Here is a 14,190-nt window from a genome sequence, read left to right as displayed (position 1 = left end):
CTGTACTATTTAATAAAAACAACCGTTTATTGGACTTTAAATCCATGTCGCAATTGCTTATATCAAGGGTGTCGCTTCGGCGACTATGGCGATAAACGGTGCATTGAGTAGCTATTGCGGACCCGGGGGCAGTACCCGGCGCCTCCACCAGGAACGGCCTGCTTGCCTGGAAAGCAAGGCCATTTGGTCACCAGACCGTTGCTGATGGGGGCGAACCAGGATCGACGTGTATCGAAAGATGTTGCTCTTCGCCCGGGATGGCACCGCCGTGATGGGCCACCTAAAATAAATGCTAACGACAACAACGTCGAGTATGCTGTTGCTGCGTAAGCGGTCATAGCTACTACATTTATATAAATTCCTGATGGTTGACTCCATCAGGTGGGGGTTGGGCCACCTAGCAACAGAACGGCCCACTTACCCCTAACAGCATCAATCTGCCGGTATCAGCTGAATATATCCCTTCAGCCTTGTGCGTCGGCACTGCCTTTTGACCTGCCGATCTGTTGCGCCTTCCCCGGAAAAGTATAACCGCCGGGCGCGTCACCACACACGCACCGGCGGTTGAATGCCCCCATCCAGCGGTCCTGATTGCTGGATGAGGTCAAGAGAGCTCGTTTGGGCCGGCCTAGTGGGCCGATCCCTCTGTCTCGTAATTTGCGCCCTTCATCATCGCCAGGGTTTCTGCGTAGGTCAGCGCGAAAAGAATATCGGCATAGGTCTGCGCGGCAATCAGATAGAGAAGCTGCACAACGCCGCGCTGGGCAACATCGCCTCTGCCCATGGCCTTGGCCTCGGGCGCATCTTCCTTGGGGCGTTCCACAGGCACAGGCAACGCACGATGGACACGATTGACGATGCTTTCCACCTGCCACTCTTCCAGTTGGCCGAACATAAACAGAAGACGCCCGATGCTGTCGTCCAGAGGGGAGCTGCGATCACGAAACGGAGGATTGTCGTAAAGCGTCATACTGCCATCTCCAGCTCACGTTCATGGACGGGTGCTTGGTTGATAACACTGCCCTCAATACCGCGTGTTTCGCACACTTTTTCATAATCTGCTGCGTTCAGATCAATCTTGAACGCCAGAATTACCTCACCATCCGAAACAGACGGCAACCCAAGCGGCGTGACATTCCAGCCAGCCTTCAGGATTGTGGGGAACAGCACCATGCTGGCAACGCAGGTCACACTGTCTATCCCTGCCTTGATGCCATATTCAAACAGGCCGCATACCAGCTCGCTAACCGTGCGGTCGCGTTCCAGCATCATGTGACGACCTGTCAGGCTGTAGAAGCGCGATACTTCCCAGGTGGTTTTTGATCGGGGCACCCCATCAGCGCACAACTGTGGGAAGGCCTCGCTCATCAGATGTGGCTTCACCGTAGGCAACAGGCGCATGGCCCCCTTGAGGTTGCCTTTCGCATCTATGCACAGAAGATAAACGGTATCAGGACGGTCGAACTGGTCACGCTCCATACCTTTTGAGCAATCCAGGCTCCATCCCATCTTCTCTACAAAGACATCATAACGCTGCTGCCAAAGCTGATGTAGATAGCCGCTATAGTCGGCCCTGTTTACAGAACTCACAACATGGATCATCACTCACCTCCTTCATGCATAGTGGGTAGTGAGGCGATGATCGCTTATTATTTGCACCTGAAAAATCAGCCGAATGGACTAGGTTTTCGCAAAAGATTGTTAAATGCAATCCCTAGTGGTGTATCAGGTTGGTCAGAAAGGCCTTAACAACGGCCTGCACCCTGGTGTTCACGCCCAGCTTCGTCTTGGCGCTTTCGACATGGGTATGCACCGTTCGTTCGGCGATGGACAGGATAGAAGAGATCTCCCAGTCGGTTTTGCCGGCCGCCACCCACTGCAGACATTCCTTTTCGCGCGGAGTCAATTTTGCCACAGGCTTCAAGGGTGTCTTGCCCTCTTTTGATATCCTTAACGCCGCATCATGCAGGTACACACTCATCAGATGCACGGCATGTTCGGCTGCCGGGTCGACATCCCGGTGTTCGCCCACCACATTCACAGCACCCGGAAAGGCCCCCACAATGTGGATCGGCACTGTCACACCGTAAAGAAGGCCCGCATCTTCCGCTTCACACATCATCTCGGACTGCTCGGGCGTCATACCCTTGTGGATAATATTATTGTCCCAGTTGAAGGGCATATGTTCCTTCAGCGAAACCTGCAGAATACGGTCCGTCCGGTCATACTCGTTTTCCAGATAATATTTGGTCCAGTCTTCCGGATAGTCCGCCAGGAACACAGCGCCGTCCGGCAGGGCCCCGAATTCAACACAAGAAACACAGGCGTAATGGTCAAACCCAAGGGATTTTGTCGTGTTATGGAAGGCAACACCGAGTTCATCCAAAGTCTGAAACTTTTTGGAAGACTCGATAAAATCAAGCGCCATCTGGAAATACTGTAAGTTCATTTCGTCCTGGCTGGGCCTTGTTTGGCGCACCCCAATCATATTCGCGATTGTGTGCCCAAGGCCCCCTGTTCGTGCTTCAAATTCTACTGGTAAGCGCCAAACAATAAGACATATTGGTGACGCTGTCGTCAATTTGTCGCCCTTGTAGTTAAAATAGCTTTAACCGTCAGGTTGTTTTCTGCTCCCCTCAAACAGGCAGAACGCGAGGCGAAAAGGCGCTGAGGCGAAGAGCGAACAAGGCCTGGTGCCATCACGCTCGCCGGAGGGGCCGCACAACCAAATAATCTGCTTAGGTTGCAAAACCACTTTGGCGCAGTAAGCGGCCAGTCCTGCGAAATAGGTGAAAAAACAATCGATTTCCCCCTTCACCCTTTGAAAGGGAAGCTTTATAAGGGTGCATCTTTGTTGTCAGGGAAAGAGCTTGAGTTCCAGCATGTCAGAAACTTTTATCGATTACGACGCCAAGGTACAGGACGCGCTTCGCGGTGTGGTTCGGACCATCCTTCGTGAAACAGCCGAAGATGGCCTGCAAGGCGACCATCATTTCTACATTGCATTCAAGACACAGGCGGAGGGCGTTGATATCCCCGGCCACCTGAAAAGCCGTTTCCCTGAGGAAATGACCATTGTGCTGCAGCACAAATTCTGGGGCCTGAAGGTTGAGGAAGACTATTTTGAAGTCGGCCTCTCGTTCAACCAGACCCCTGAAATGCTTAAAATTCCTTTTTCTGCCGTCGTCGGGTTTGTGGACCCAAGCGTACAGTTTGCCCTTCAGTTCCATGACGAAAGCGAAGAGGACCTGGACGAGCAGGACCTGGAAGCGGAATTTGACGGCGCCCCCCATGAAGACGCCGACAATCAGGACGACGATAAGGCGGCAAGCGCTGTGGGCGCTGAAGTTGCGGATGAAACCGGCGGCGACAATGTCGTCACCCTGGACGCCTTCAGAAAAAAATAACCCCCTAACCCCCAATTGAAGCTCCGGCTCTCCACGGGTCGGAGAAGGTAAAAAGCCATGAGCGACTGGACATTCACGAAGCTGTTCCAACAGGGCGGCGACGACACCCCCTACCGGAAAATCACATCCGATTATGTTTCCTCCATCGAGGTGGACGGCCGTACGATCTTGAAGGTCGAGGACGAAGGCCTCGAACTTCTGGCTAAGGAAGCCATGGCCGATATCGCGCATCTCTTGCGCCCCGGTCACCTGCAGCAACTGGCGGATATCCTGAAGGATCCCGAAGCGTCCGAGAACGACCGTTTCGTCGCCAAGGAACTCTTGAAGAATGCCAATATCGCCGCAGGGCGTGTGTTACCGTCCTGCCAGGACACCGGCACAGCCATCATCGTAGGCACCAAGGGCCAGCATGTCTGGACGTCGGGCGACGACGGCGCACCGCTGACGAAAGGCGTGATGCGCACCTACACGGAGACCAACCTGCGCTACAGCCAGATGGCGCCTCTTTCCATGTACAAAGAGGTCAACACCAAGAACAACACCCCGGCGCAGATCGATATCTACGCGACTGAAGGCAATGAATATAAGTTCCTCTTTATGGCCAAGGGTGGCGGAAGTGCGAATAAGACGTTCCTGTATCAGCAGACGCCGGCAAGCCTTCGCGAAGACAAAATGCTGGCCTTCCTGGAGGAAAAGATCAAAACCCTTGGCACGGCGGCCTGCCCGCCTTACCACCTTGCCATCGTGATCGGCGGCCTGTCGGCAGAACAGAACCTGGCGACGGTGAAGAAAGCCAGCGCGCGCTACTATGACAACCTGCCAACCACAGGTGACGAAAGCGGCCGCGCTTTCCGCGACGTGGAAATGGAAAAACAGATCCACAAGATGACCCAGAACCTGGGCATTGGCGCGCAGTTCGGCGGCAAATATTTCTGTCATGACGTGCGGGTCATCCGCCTGCCGCGCCACGGCGCCAGCCTGCCTGTGGGCATCGGCGTATCCTGCTCGGCTGACCGCCAGGCCAAAGGCAAGATCACCAAGGACGGCATTTTCCTTGAGCAGCTTGAAACCGACCCGGCCAAATACCAGCCTGAGGTAACGGACGAACATCTGTCAGACGAAGTGGTGAAAATCGACCTCAACCGCCCGATGGCGGATATTCTGGCGGAACTGACGCAGTATCCGATCAAAACCCGCCTCAGCCTCACCGGCACGATTGTTGTGGCGCGCGACCTGGCGCACGCCCGCGTCCAGAAAATGATCGAGGACGGCGCAGAAATGCCTGCCTACTTCAAAGACCACATCATCTATTACGCGGGCCCTGCCAAAACGCCGGAAGGCTATGCCTCTGGCTCGTTTGGCCCAACCACCGCCGGCCGGATGGACAGCTATGTCGGCCCGTTCCAGAAGCTGGGCGGCAGCATGATCAGCCTCGCCAAGGGCAACCGGTCCAAGGACGTTACCAAGGCGTGTCATGAGAACGGCGGCTTCTATCTCGGGTCCATCGGCGGCCCGGCGGCGGCGCTCGCCAAAGACAATATCCGTAAGGTTGAGGTGCTCGATTTCGAAGACCTGGGCATGGAAGCCGTGTGGAAGATCGAAGTTGAAGACTTCCCGGCCTTCATTGTGGTCGACGACAAGGGCAACGACTTCTTCAAGGATATTTAAGACATATCGGGCGGCCAAACGGTCGCCCGATCTTTTTCTGGGGGGCACAAAGATGGCAGTCGAAATCAATCAGGCAACAACACCAGAAGACCTCGGGGGCGCTTTTGGCTTGGTCCACGCGCTGGCAGAGCATGAAGGCAGCCTTGAGTATCTGAAGATCACCAAGAAAGCTTTTATTGAGAAGGCCACTGGCGACAGCCCCGAGATTTTCGCCTTCATTGCCAAATTGGATGGGGACCTTGTTGGCGTTGCCACAGGCTTCCGGCGCCTTCACATTTGGAACGGCACACATCTGGTGGAGCTCGACGACCTTTATGTGGTGGAGGCCGCGCGCGGGCGCGGCATCGGTACAAAATTGCTGAAGGCGGTCGGTGCCCTGGGCAAGGCGGAAAATGTGCCCGTCCGCTGGATGGTCGACGAAGACAATGAAGGCGCCATCAGGCTCTATGAGCGCATTGGCGCCAAGGTGTGGATCAAAGGCGTCTGCTGGTGGACGCCGGAAAACATCCCCGGCTAGTCCCCCATAATCGCATTCTTGGCCGCAGCGATGGCGGAAAGTGAGCGCTCCACATCTTCTTCCGTCGTGCGCCACGACGAGACGCTGATCCGGATAGCTGAGCGACCTTTCCAAACGGTAGGGCCAAACCAGCATTCGCCAGACGCTTCCACCAGTGCCCGGATGTCCGCCAACTCCTCAGGCGTGCCGATCGTGGCCACCACCTGATTGAGTACCACATCATTCAGCACCTCAAAACCGATGGCCTCCAGCCCTTTTGCGAACAGCTGCGCATGGTCGCAGCAGCGCGCGATCATGCTCTTGAGGCCGGCAGGTCCTAGGCTCCTGAGCGCAGCCCAGACCTCAACCCCGCGCGCCCGGCGCGAAAATTCCGGCACCATATCCTTGGGCGCCATGCTTTCTTCCGCCTTGAAGTATGGGGCGACCGTGGCCATCGCCATATGCAGGTCATGCGGGTGCCGTGTCAGCACGATGCCGCAGTCATAGGGCGTGTTCAGCCATTTGTGGGCATCGGTGGCCAGGCTATCCGCCTTCTCAATGCCGATAAAATCATCGGCCCGGCGGGCCAGAAGCTTGCCCCACAGGCCAAAAGCGCCGTCTACATGCACCCATGCGCCCGCCCCCAAGGCCTTGCCGCAGATGGCCCCGATGGGGTCGATGGCGCCCGAATTCACGTTGCCCGCCTGCGTGCATACAAGCGTAAGCGCATCCAGGTCAGGCAGCGCGTCCGCCAGCATTGCGCCGTTGGCATCTGTCGGCACGCGGGTGACGCGCGCCTTGCCAAAGCCCAGCATCGACAGCGCTTTTTCCACCGTCACATGCACCTCTTCTGACACCACTACCTTGATCTCAGGTGCGCCATAAAGGCCCTGCTCTTCCACGTTCCAGCCCGCGCGTTCAAGCAGCGCATGCCTTGCCGCCGCAAGTCCCGTGAAGTTTGCCATGGTCGCCCCCGTCGTCATGCCGATGCCCGTGTGATCCGGCAAGCCAAGGATCTCCCTGAGCCACCGGCCCGCCACCTCCTCCAGTTTTACACCGATGGGGGAATTCATGTGGGAAGATGGGCTTTGGTCCCAGGCGGTCGCAATCCAGTTGGCCGCCACAGTAACCGGCAGTGCTCCACCAACGACAAAGCCAAAATAGCGGCTACCCATGGTGGCCACCGTTGCAGGGCTTCCGTTGCCGTGCAGCATGCTCAGGATTTCCTGGTCTGCAGAGCCGTGCGGCGGAAGGGGCTCGTCAAACGCTTCAAGGTTCCTAAGCGCATCTTCGGTGGGAAACACCGGCTGATCGGCCACCTGCTCCAGATAGTCAATCGCAAAGGCCTGCGCCGCCTGTAGCGGCCTTGTAAATTCATCTGACATGTTACATTTCCTCGCTGATTTTTTTCTTGAACGCGCTGATGAAGGCTTCATCGCGGCGGTAGAACACCCACCCCTTCTTGCGCGTGGGGATGATAAGCCCGGCATCCACCAGCACCTGCAGGTGCCGTGTCGCCGTGGGTTGGGCAACGCCCATCTTGTCCTTGAGCCAGTTGGAACAGACGCCGTCGGTAACCAGATCGCCATCCACTTGTGGCGGGAAGTTGGCCAACGGGTCCTTGAGAAGTTCCATCACCAGGAGCCGCTTGTCGTTCGCCAGCGCCTTTAGTGTTTTCTCTGTATCGAATGAATTAGCCATATAGCTAATATGCTATATAGATATAAGCCAGACAAGCCAGCTTTTTTTTAACAATCGAAAATCTCTGCTAACGATTGCCCGCTTTCCGCTTGGCAGCAAACTGACAAAGCAGACGAAACAGCTTTATCTGCCGCCTTGAAAATGGCAGCAACTCTGGGTGCCACTGCACCCCCAGAAGAAATGGCTTTTCCGAATGCTCGAGCGCCATGACCATGCCGTTCCTGTCATGGGCCACCGCCTCAAGCCCCTGCCCCATCTGGTCTACCGCCTGCCTGTGAAGGCTGTTCACCTTGATGGTCTCGCGCCCGAAAATGGCTGCAAGGCGGCTGCCGGCCACCATTTTGACAGACCTGAGCGGCAGGAGTATCCGCCCCTTCGGCGCGCCCTCATAGGCGCTTCTGATATCCTGGATCAGCGTGCCGCCGAACCGCACATTGATCAGTTGATAGCCCCGGCAGATGCCCAGAACCGGCAAACCGCGCTTCAGCGCCTTATCAAGCATTGTCCGCTCAAGTTCATCGCGTTCCGGGTCAGGTCGGATGGTCAGCGATACCTCACCACCATATAGCGTGGCGCCAATATCGTCGCCGCCGCCGATCACCAATCCATCCAACTCGTCCACGTCTGCCGGGCTCCGCGGCTGGCTTTTAACGGCAACGCCGCCCGCGCGCCAGATAGCGAAACGATTGAAAATCCAACTGGACCAACTACCGCGATTAGAGCAAGTGACACCGATCACAGGCTTTTTCGGCTTAGTCATGGCATCTCCTGTTCATTCCCGTTAGGATACACAGAAACCAGCCAACGACAAAACGCACCCAAAAGGAGCACCCGCACGCGCCCATGAACAAGTCCGCTGCACCGAACGACACAGGCGAAAAATCCTCTCGCAAGATAGGCGTGGAAATCGAGTTTGCCGGGCTGACGCCAGATCAGGCGGCCGACGTGGTTGCCAGCGCGCTGGGCGGAGAACCAAAGCAGACAGACCTCTATTTCTGGACAGTGGAAGAAACCGAACTGGGCGATATCGATGTCGAGCTGGACACGCAGTTCGTCAAGGCTGGCAACAATCCCCTGCAGGAGGCGCTGGAGGCCGCAAGCGAAGAGCTGGGCATTGAAATCAGACGCCTCATCGGCAGCGCCAGCGAAGGCCTCGTGCCCACGGAGATTGTCAGCCCGCCTATTCCCGTCAGCAGCTTGCCGGGCATGGACAAGTTGGTCGACGCCCTCAGGCAGGCAGGCGCAAAGGACAGTTCCGGCAGCCCGCTTTTTGCTTTCGGGCTGCACCTCAACCCTGAAGTGACAGGCAAGGACGTGGCAGCCATATTGCCAACCTTCAAGGCCTATATGCTGATGTCTGCATGGCTAAGGGACCAGATCGGCATAGACCTGGCCCGCAAGGCCCTGCCTTATATCGATCCGTTTCCCGTGTCCTATGTAAAGCATGCCACGCGGGCGGACTATACGCCGGACCTAAACCAGCTGATTGACGATTATCTGGATGAGAATGCCACCCGAAACCGGGAACTGGACATGCTGCCGCTTTTTGCCCACCTGGATGAAGAGCGCGTCAGGAAAAGGGTGAACGATCCCAGGATCAAACCACGCCCCACCTATCACTACAGGCTGCCCGAAGCGCGCCTGTCCTCGCCCGACTGGTCCATCGGGCAGGAATGGGACCGTTGGTTGCTTGTGGAAAAGCTGGCGGGTGATGCCGACGCCCTAACAGGGCTCGCTGAGCTTTTCACGGACACGCCGCCGCGCAAGTGGCTTGAGGCCAGCAGTAGTTTCCTGTCCGAGTGGCGAGAGGGTTAGGCAAAGCCCCGACTATTTGTCGCTTTGCACAATCTCGCCAATATCGAGGATCGGGGAGGCATCCAGGTCTTTCGCATCCATCATGGCGGCAACCCGCTGCAGCGATGATACGAGCATCGTGCGCTCCCAGTCTTCAAGCTTCCTATACTGCCGCAGGAATCCTGCCTGCAGAAGCTCCGGCGCTTCCTCCAGGCGCTTCTGGCCGTCGGCAGTCAAGCAGGCATAGACAATGCGCTTGTCGCTTTCGCTGCGCTCCCGCCGCACAAGCCCTGCTTTTTCCAGCCGGTCAAGGATCGACGTGATGGTTGCCTGGCTGAGCGCAACTTCGCGCGCCACAGTGCTGGGAGACGCCCGGCCCTCCTTGCGGATGGCCATCATCACCACCAGTTGGGGTGCCGTCAGCCCGGTCTGTTTGACCAGTTGCTTCGACTGCAAATCAATCGCCCGGGTGATCCGGCGGATGGAAACCAGGATATCGTCGTAATCGCTCATAAGCTGCTCGCGCAAATTGCTGTCAGATTGACGATGTAACGGTAATTTCCTTCCAGTGCAATCCATTGCTCCCTCCTAGTCAGTCGCCAGATCGATCACACAGTCCAGAAGAAGGTTCGCCCCACGTTCCACATCTACCCAGTGGGTCCATTCATCCGGTGCGTGAGAGACACCATTGACGCTGGGCACAAAAATCAGCCCGGCATGGGTTACACGTGCCAGAAACTGCACGTCATGCCCCGCGCCGGAAGGCATGCGCAAATGGCTGTACCCGCGCTTCTTGGCGTGCGCGTCAATCATGTCGACAATCTTTTCCGAGCAATATTGCGGCTCCAGCCAGCTCATTTGCTCATATTCAAATTTCAGGCGGTGTTTGCGCGCGATAGCGGACAATACCCTTTGGCAGGCATTTGCCAGCCCCTTCATGACATCCGCATCCAGGTCCCGGCCCACGATGGTAAAATCCACCTCCCCCGGCACAGTATGGGGAAAACCGGGCTTCAACTCCACGTGCCCGATGGTGATGCGCGACCGGTCTGTGCCCTCTTCGTCGATGATTCGCTGGATCTCATGGGCGAAGTCCGCCAGCCCCAGGAAGGCGTCAGAGCGCATGTCCATTGGGGCGGTGCCGGCATGGTCCGCCTTGCCGATCAGCCTTACCATCCATTTGAATACACCCGAGATGCCTTCAACCACGCCGATGGACTTGTCGCTCGCTTCCAATACGGGGCCCTGCTCCACATGCAATTCAATAAAGGCCTTGAGATCTGATTTATCCCGGTAGGCATGCAGCGCATCCAGATGGTTGAGCCCATGTGCGGCCATCGCGTCCTTCAGCAGAACACCGCCCGCGTCGCGCGCGCTGTCCAGCCAGTCCGGCGTCAGGCAGCCCGCCAGCGCCTGCGCACCCAGCATGCCGCCAAAGCGCCCTTCTTCTTCGCTGGTGCCGACAATCTCTACCGGATAATCGAGCTTGATATCATTTTCCTGGATAACGCGGATGCATTCAATACCGGCCATCACGCCCAGCGAACCGTCAAAAATGCCGCCCGCCGGCACGCTGTCCAGGTGCGAGCCCACCATCACAGCCGGCTTGTCAGCCGGGCCATACCGCCCGATGATATTGCCAGCCCCATCCATGCGGGTGGTCATCCCCAGGCCATCCATTTTCTTCATGACCCAGGCGCGGGCCTCCATATCGATATCGGTGAAACCCTGCCGGTAAATGCCTTTGTCTGCCTCGTTGAAGCCGAACTTGGCAAGCGCGAGCAGATCATCTTCAATTCTTTGAACTGAAATATTTGGCATTCATTATCCTTTCTGTTTCACTGAACCGGCGGCATCCGCGACCGGTTGGGCTGATCTTAAATATATTTGATTTGAATTCAAAACATTTATAAACTAGTGTCTTCACACTGAAACGCTATAAACCGATATAAAACCGTGTTTTAAAAGAAGGTCTTCAGAAAAAATCCCGACATGCTATTTCGTGCTATAATAATTCTGGCCGCTATCTTGGTCCCGAATTCATCCGCTATTGCTGCTGGACTCACCATCGCTGACGATGGCACCAACGCGGGATATGTCACACTGGCCTGGCCTGACGCGGCAGGGAACACCTTCGAACTCAAAGAAAAAACAAGCCAAGGTTGGCGCACTCTGTATACGGGTGGTGACCGGGCCACGACGCTGAGCGGGCGGCCCGACGGCACCTATGAGTTTCAGCTGACAGCGGACGGCGCCAGCGTTGGCGCCCCTGTTGTTGTAACGGTGGAGCACCATCCCCTGGCGCGCGCCTGGGCCTTTTTTGCCATTGGTGCCGCAATGTTCATCGCGCTCACTGTCCTGCTCATCAAAGGCGGGCGTGACGTAGATGCCCATGAGAATCAGACCGCAGCCTAAGGCCCGGGAATCCCAATATGCTTAATACAGATACCGTCATGCCCGCCTCTATTGCCTGGTTCATCATCGCAGCCTTCTCCCTTCTTTGGGTCTGGCTTGGTTGGTGGCTCGGGCGCAAGAACGACACGCTTGATGACTATATGCTGGCGGGCCGGAAAGTCGGGATGGGCTTTGCCGTGGCCACCGCCATGGCCACATGGGTCACGTCAAACACCACAATGACCGCGCCGCAACTGGCCTACCAGCTGGGCATCTGGGGCATGGTGGGCTACAGCCTTGGTGCCGTGGGCCTGATGCTGTTTGCACCGCTTGCCCGCCGTATCCGCACCATGATGCCGCACGGCTTCACCAGCGGTGATTTCATCCGCCTGCGCTATGGCAATACGGCCTGGCGGATTTTCCTGGTGATCAGCTTTTTCTACAGCCTGGGCTGGCTGATCAGCCTTGGCATGGCAGGCGGGCTTTTGATCAATGCGCTTGCTGGTATTCCCTATGCTTACGGCATGACCGTGATCGTGGTGGTCTGTACGCTCTATACCGTCTTCGGCGGGCTCAAGGCCGTGATCGGGACAGACTTTGTCCAGACCATCCTGATCCTTGTTGGCGTTGTGATCCTCGCGGTCCTCGTGATCAACGAAGTGGGGTTCGACGCCATCCACGCACAGCTTGAAGCCGAACGGCCAGAGCTGCTGAACCTGCTGCTGCCGGCGTCCATCATGTTCCTCTTTAACAACCTATTCTTCGGGGTAGGCGAGATTTTCCATTCGAACGTCTGGTGGTCTCGCGCCTTCGCGTTTGCGCCCGGCGTGGGCTTCCGCGCCTATGCGCTGGCGGGCCTCTTCTGGCTGCCGATCCCGGTTGTGGCGGGCTTTATCGCGCTTGCAGCCCCCGCCCTTGGCATCAATGTACCGTCACCTGACATGGTAGCGCCGCTTGTGGCCGGGAAACTGTTTGGCCTTGCCGGCGCAATCCTGGTGTTTGTGGTGGTGTTCGCCGCCCTTGCCTCCAGCCTCGACAGCGTCTTGGCAGCCACCAGCGACCTGATCGTAAAGGACATCTACAAAGGCCATATCCGCAAGAACGCAACCGACGCGGAACTCAGGAAAGCTGCCGTCTGGATCGTGCTTGGCCTTGGCGCCGTCACCTGGATCCTGAGCGTGCCAAAGATGGCAACGCTTGGCTCGCTGCTGCATTTCACCGGCGCTTTTGTCGCCAGCACCATCTGGCCCATCGCCGTGGGGCTTCTGAACCGGCGCGGCAACGGCGTGCTGGCGTCCGCTGCCATGGTTCTGGGCACGGGAAGCGGGCTGATCGCTTATTTCACAATCGGTTTCTATGTCGCGGCGCTTGTGTCCGCTGCCGTCTCGATGCTGGTGATGCTGCTTGCGATCCGCACCAAACCAACATTCGATTGGGCCCTTCTGACGGGCTCGCACTCCCCTCAATCCAACGGAGAGACATCATGATTTCCGCCGCAGGGCTTGCCGCCCTGGTCTGGCCAGCATTGGCCCTGACCACCGTGGCACCCTTTGTTCTTATTTATCTTGTCTGGCGTGACGTGAAGGAGAAGTCGCTATGGTAGGCGCAGAAAAAGCAATCTTTGAAGGCGCGGCCTCGTTCGAGCCTCAAGGCCCCGATGTATACGGCAGTGCGCACCCAAAAGGGCTTCTGCGCGCCGTGCAGGAGGAGCATGAATATTTGCTGACGCTGTCGAACAATCATGTGGCGTCGGCGGCTCAGTTCGAACGCCCCTTACTCACGCAACTTTTCCGCCTGGCGGCGAAGTATGAAGCCAACCCGGACCGCTTCGCCACGCCGATGAAGCCGCTTTCCGGCAAGCTTCTTATCAGCGCCTTCTATGAGCCATCCACGCGCACGCGGCTGTCGTTTGAAAGCGCCTGGCACCGGCTGGGCGGCGACATCATGTCGATCACCGACCGCTCAACAACCGGCATCGCAAAAGGCGAAAGCCTTTCCGACGTGGCGGAAATGTTCAACAATTATGGCGACTGCGTCGTGCTGCGCGACAATGCGGAATCGTCAGTGATGGAGATGATGAACAGCCTGCGCATTCCCATCATCAATGCGGGCAACGGCATGGATGAGCACCCGACCCAGGCGCTCGCAGACCTGTATGCCATCATGAAATGGAAGCCTGAGCTGCTGGAAGAAGAGCCTGAAAACAAGATCAGGATCGGCATTGTGGGCGTTCCGTCCCGCATGCGTACGGTCAGAAGCCTGCTGACGCTGCTGTCCCGTTTTTCCAAATCCTTTGAGGAAGTCGTGGTGATCCATGACGACAAGGACGGCGACATCTGGGCCCCCGAACAGAAGGAAAACCTGGTGCGCGAAGGCCTGCGAATTCGCGAAACCAATGACCTGAACGCCGAACTGCCAGAGCTGGACGTGGTTTACATCAACGCCATTGCCTGGGTTGAGGACGGCTTCGAGGTGATGGGCGAGAGCCTGAAGCTGGATGAAAATTCCCCGCTCAAGGAAGGCAGCATTATTTTGCACCCACTGGCGCGCGGCGAAGAACTTTCCACCTCGCTCGATAGCACGCCCCACAACTGGTATTTCGCGCAGGCGCGCGGCGCTGTGTTCATGCGCATGGCCCTTTTGACCTGCATCGTGCAGCGAACCGGCATGGTGATGGACGTGGTCTGACACCCGAATCTGAAGCCCAGAACCCGACCCAAGTTTAGAGAA

Annotated in this window: 15 protein-coding genes and 1 other RNA gene; 8 read left to right on the top strand and 8 right to left on the bottom strand. The window is 57.2% G+C overall.

The window, feature by feature from the left end:
* Positions 1-31: 31 nt before the first annotated feature.
* Positions 32-418, top strand: a transfer-messenger RNA (tmRNA) gene (gene ssrA / locus ACFO5Q_RS06860).
* Positions 419-628: 210 nt separating this feature from the next.
* Here the strand turns inward: ssrA and ACFO5Q_RS06855 are convergent.
* From ACFO5Q_RS06855 to ACFO5Q_RS06845, 3 genes are all read right to left on the bottom strand, one after another.
* Positions 629-970 carry a hypothetical protein gene (locus ACFO5Q_RS06855; RefSeq protein WP_068153357.1) on the bottom strand — a complete coding sequence of 114 codons (342 nt, stop codon included), beginning with the start codon at positions 968-970 and terminating at the stop codon, positions 629-631.
* Positions 967-1,602 carry an acyl-homoserine-lactone synthase gene (locus ACFO5Q_RS06850; protein ID WP_068153355.1) on the bottom strand — a complete coding sequence of 212 codons (636 nt, stop codon included), beginning with the start codon at positions 1,600-1,602 and terminating at the stop codon, positions 967-969. Before ACFO5Q_RS06850 ends, ACFO5Q_RS06855 begins: the two co-directional genes overlap by 4 nt.
* A 112-nt stretch (positions 1,603-1,714) precedes the next feature.
* Positions 1,715-2,449 carry a helix-turn-helix transcriptional regulator gene (locus ACFO5Q_RS06845; protein WP_197421359.1) on the bottom strand — a complete coding sequence of 245 codons (735 nt, stop codon included), beginning with the start codon at positions 2,447-2,449 and terminating at the stop codon, positions 1,715-1,717.
* Between the two features lie 433 nt (positions 2,450-2,882).
* On the opposite strand from ACFO5Q_RS06845, the gene ACFO5Q_RS06840 reads away from it, so the two are divergent.
* From ACFO5Q_RS06840 to ACFO5Q_RS06830, 3 genes are read left to right on the top strand one after another with little or no spacing between them, the layout of a single operon-like run.
* Positions 2,883-3,407: an SspB family protein gene (locus ACFO5Q_RS06840; RefSeq protein ID WP_082720119.1), complete on the top strand. Its 525-nt coding sequence runs from the start codon at positions 2,883-2,885 to the stop codon at positions 3,405-3,407.
* A gap of 57 nt (positions 3,408-3,464) precedes the next feature.
* Positions 3,465-5,075 carry a fumarate hydratase gene (locus ACFO5Q_RS06835; RefSeq protein ID WP_068153344.1) on the top strand — a complete coding sequence of 537 codons (1,611 nt, stop codon included), beginning with the start codon at positions 3,465-3,467 and terminating at the stop codon, positions 5,073-5,075.
* A gap of 52 nt (positions 5,076-5,127) precedes the next feature.
* The gene (locus ACFO5Q_RS06830) at positions 5,128-5,592 is read left to right on the top strand and encodes a GNAT family N-acetyltransferase (RefSeq protein WP_068153342.1); all 465 of its coding nucleotides are present in this window, start codon (positions 5,128-5,130) and stop codon (positions 5,590-5,592) included.
* Here the strand turns inward: ACFO5Q_RS06830 and ACFO5Q_RS06825 are convergent.
* The 3 genes from ACFO5Q_RS06825 to ACFO5Q_RS06815 form a co-directional block, all read right to left on the bottom strand.
* Positions 5,589-6,956 (bottom strand): pyridoxal phosphate-dependent decarboxylase family protein, encoded by a 1,368-nt coding sequence (locus tag ACFO5Q_RS06825; RefSeq protein WP_068153339.1) that lies wholly within the window; start codon positions 6,954-6,956, stop codon positions 5,589-5,591. The genes ACFO5Q_RS06830 and ACFO5Q_RS06825 overlap by 4 nt on opposite strands.
* 1 nt (position 6,957) lies before the next feature.
* Positions 6,958-7,272 carry an ArsR/SmtB family transcription factor gene (locus ACFO5Q_RS06820; protein WP_068153337.1) on the bottom strand — a complete coding sequence of 105 codons (315 nt, stop codon included), beginning with the start codon at positions 7,270-7,272 and terminating at the stop codon, positions 6,958-6,960.
* A 67-nt stretch (positions 7,273-7,339) separates the two neighbouring features.
* On the bottom strand, positions 7,340-8,032 hold the full coding sequence (locus tag ACFO5Q_RS06815) for a gamma-glutamyl-gamma-aminobutyrate hydrolase family protein (RefSeq protein ID WP_068153335.1): 693 nt from the start codon (positions 8,030-8,032) through the stop codon (positions 7,340-7,342).
* An 83-nt stretch (positions 8,033-8,115) separates the two neighbouring features.
* Here ACFO5Q_RS06815 and ACFO5Q_RS06810 point away from each other — a divergent pair, with 83 nt between their 5' ends.
* Positions 8,116-9,087: an amidoligase family protein gene (locus ACFO5Q_RS06810; RefSeq protein ID WP_068153332.1), complete on the top strand. Its 972-nt coding sequence runs from the start codon at positions 8,116-8,118 to the stop codon at positions 9,085-9,087.
* 12 nt (positions 9,088-9,099) lie between these two features.
* On the opposite strand, the gene ACFO5Q_RS06805 is transcribed toward ACFO5Q_RS06810, so the two are convergent.
* Together ACFO5Q_RS06805 and ACFO5Q_RS06800 are read right to left on the bottom strand one after the other, a co-directional pair.
* Entirely contained in the window at positions 9,100-9,579 is a 480-nt protein-coding gene (locus tag ACFO5Q_RS06805) for a MarR family winged helix-turn-helix transcriptional regulator (protein ID WP_068153521.1), read from the bottom strand.
* A gap of 75 nt (positions 9,580-9,654) precedes the next feature.
* Positions 9,655-10,887: a Zn-dependent hydrolase gene (locus tag ACFO5Q_RS06800; protein ID WP_068153329.1), complete on the bottom strand. Its 1,233-nt coding sequence runs from the start codon at positions 10,885-10,887 to the stop codon at positions 9,655-9,657.
* Positions 10,888-11,094: 207 nt separating this feature from the next.
* On the opposite strand from ACFO5Q_RS06800, the gene ACFO5Q_RS06795 reads away from it, so the two are divergent.
* The 3 genes from ACFO5Q_RS06795 to ACFO5Q_RS06785 all read left to right on the top strand — a co-directional run bounded on the left by ACFO5Q_RS06795 (position 11,095) and on the right by ACFO5Q_RS06785 (position 14,148).
* Positions 11,095-11,481 (top strand): hypothetical protein, encoded by a 387-nt coding sequence (locus ACFO5Q_RS06795; protein WP_156432087.1) that lies wholly within the window; start codon positions 11,095-11,097, stop codon positions 11,479-11,481.
* A 17-nt stretch (positions 11,482-11,498) separates the two neighbouring features.
* A complete protein-coding gene (locus ACFO5Q_RS06790; RefSeq protein WP_068153324.1) occupies positions 11,499-12,947 on the top strand; it encodes a sodium:solute symporter family protein in 1,449 nt (482 codons plus the stop codon).
* A 109-nt stretch (positions 12,948-13,056) separates the two neighbouring features.
* Positions 13,057-14,148 carry an aspartate/ornithine carbamoyltransferase family protein gene (locus ACFO5Q_RS06785; RefSeq protein ID WP_068153321.1) on the top strand — a complete coding sequence of 364 codons (1,092 nt, stop codon included), beginning with the start codon at positions 13,057-13,059 and terminating at the stop codon, positions 14,146-14,148.
* Positions 14,149-14,190 lie beyond the last annotated feature (42 nt).

It is taken from the genome of Kordiimonas lipolytica, from assembly GCF_042651265.1.
In the GTDB taxonomy this organism is placed as follows: domain Bacteria; phylum Pseudomonadota; class Alphaproteobacteria; order Sphingomonadales; family Kordiimonadaceae; genus Kordiimonas; species Kordiimonas lipolytica.
The sequence above is the reverse complement of the archived record's forward strand: the minus strand, read 5'-3'. Positions and strand labels throughout refer to the sequence as shown.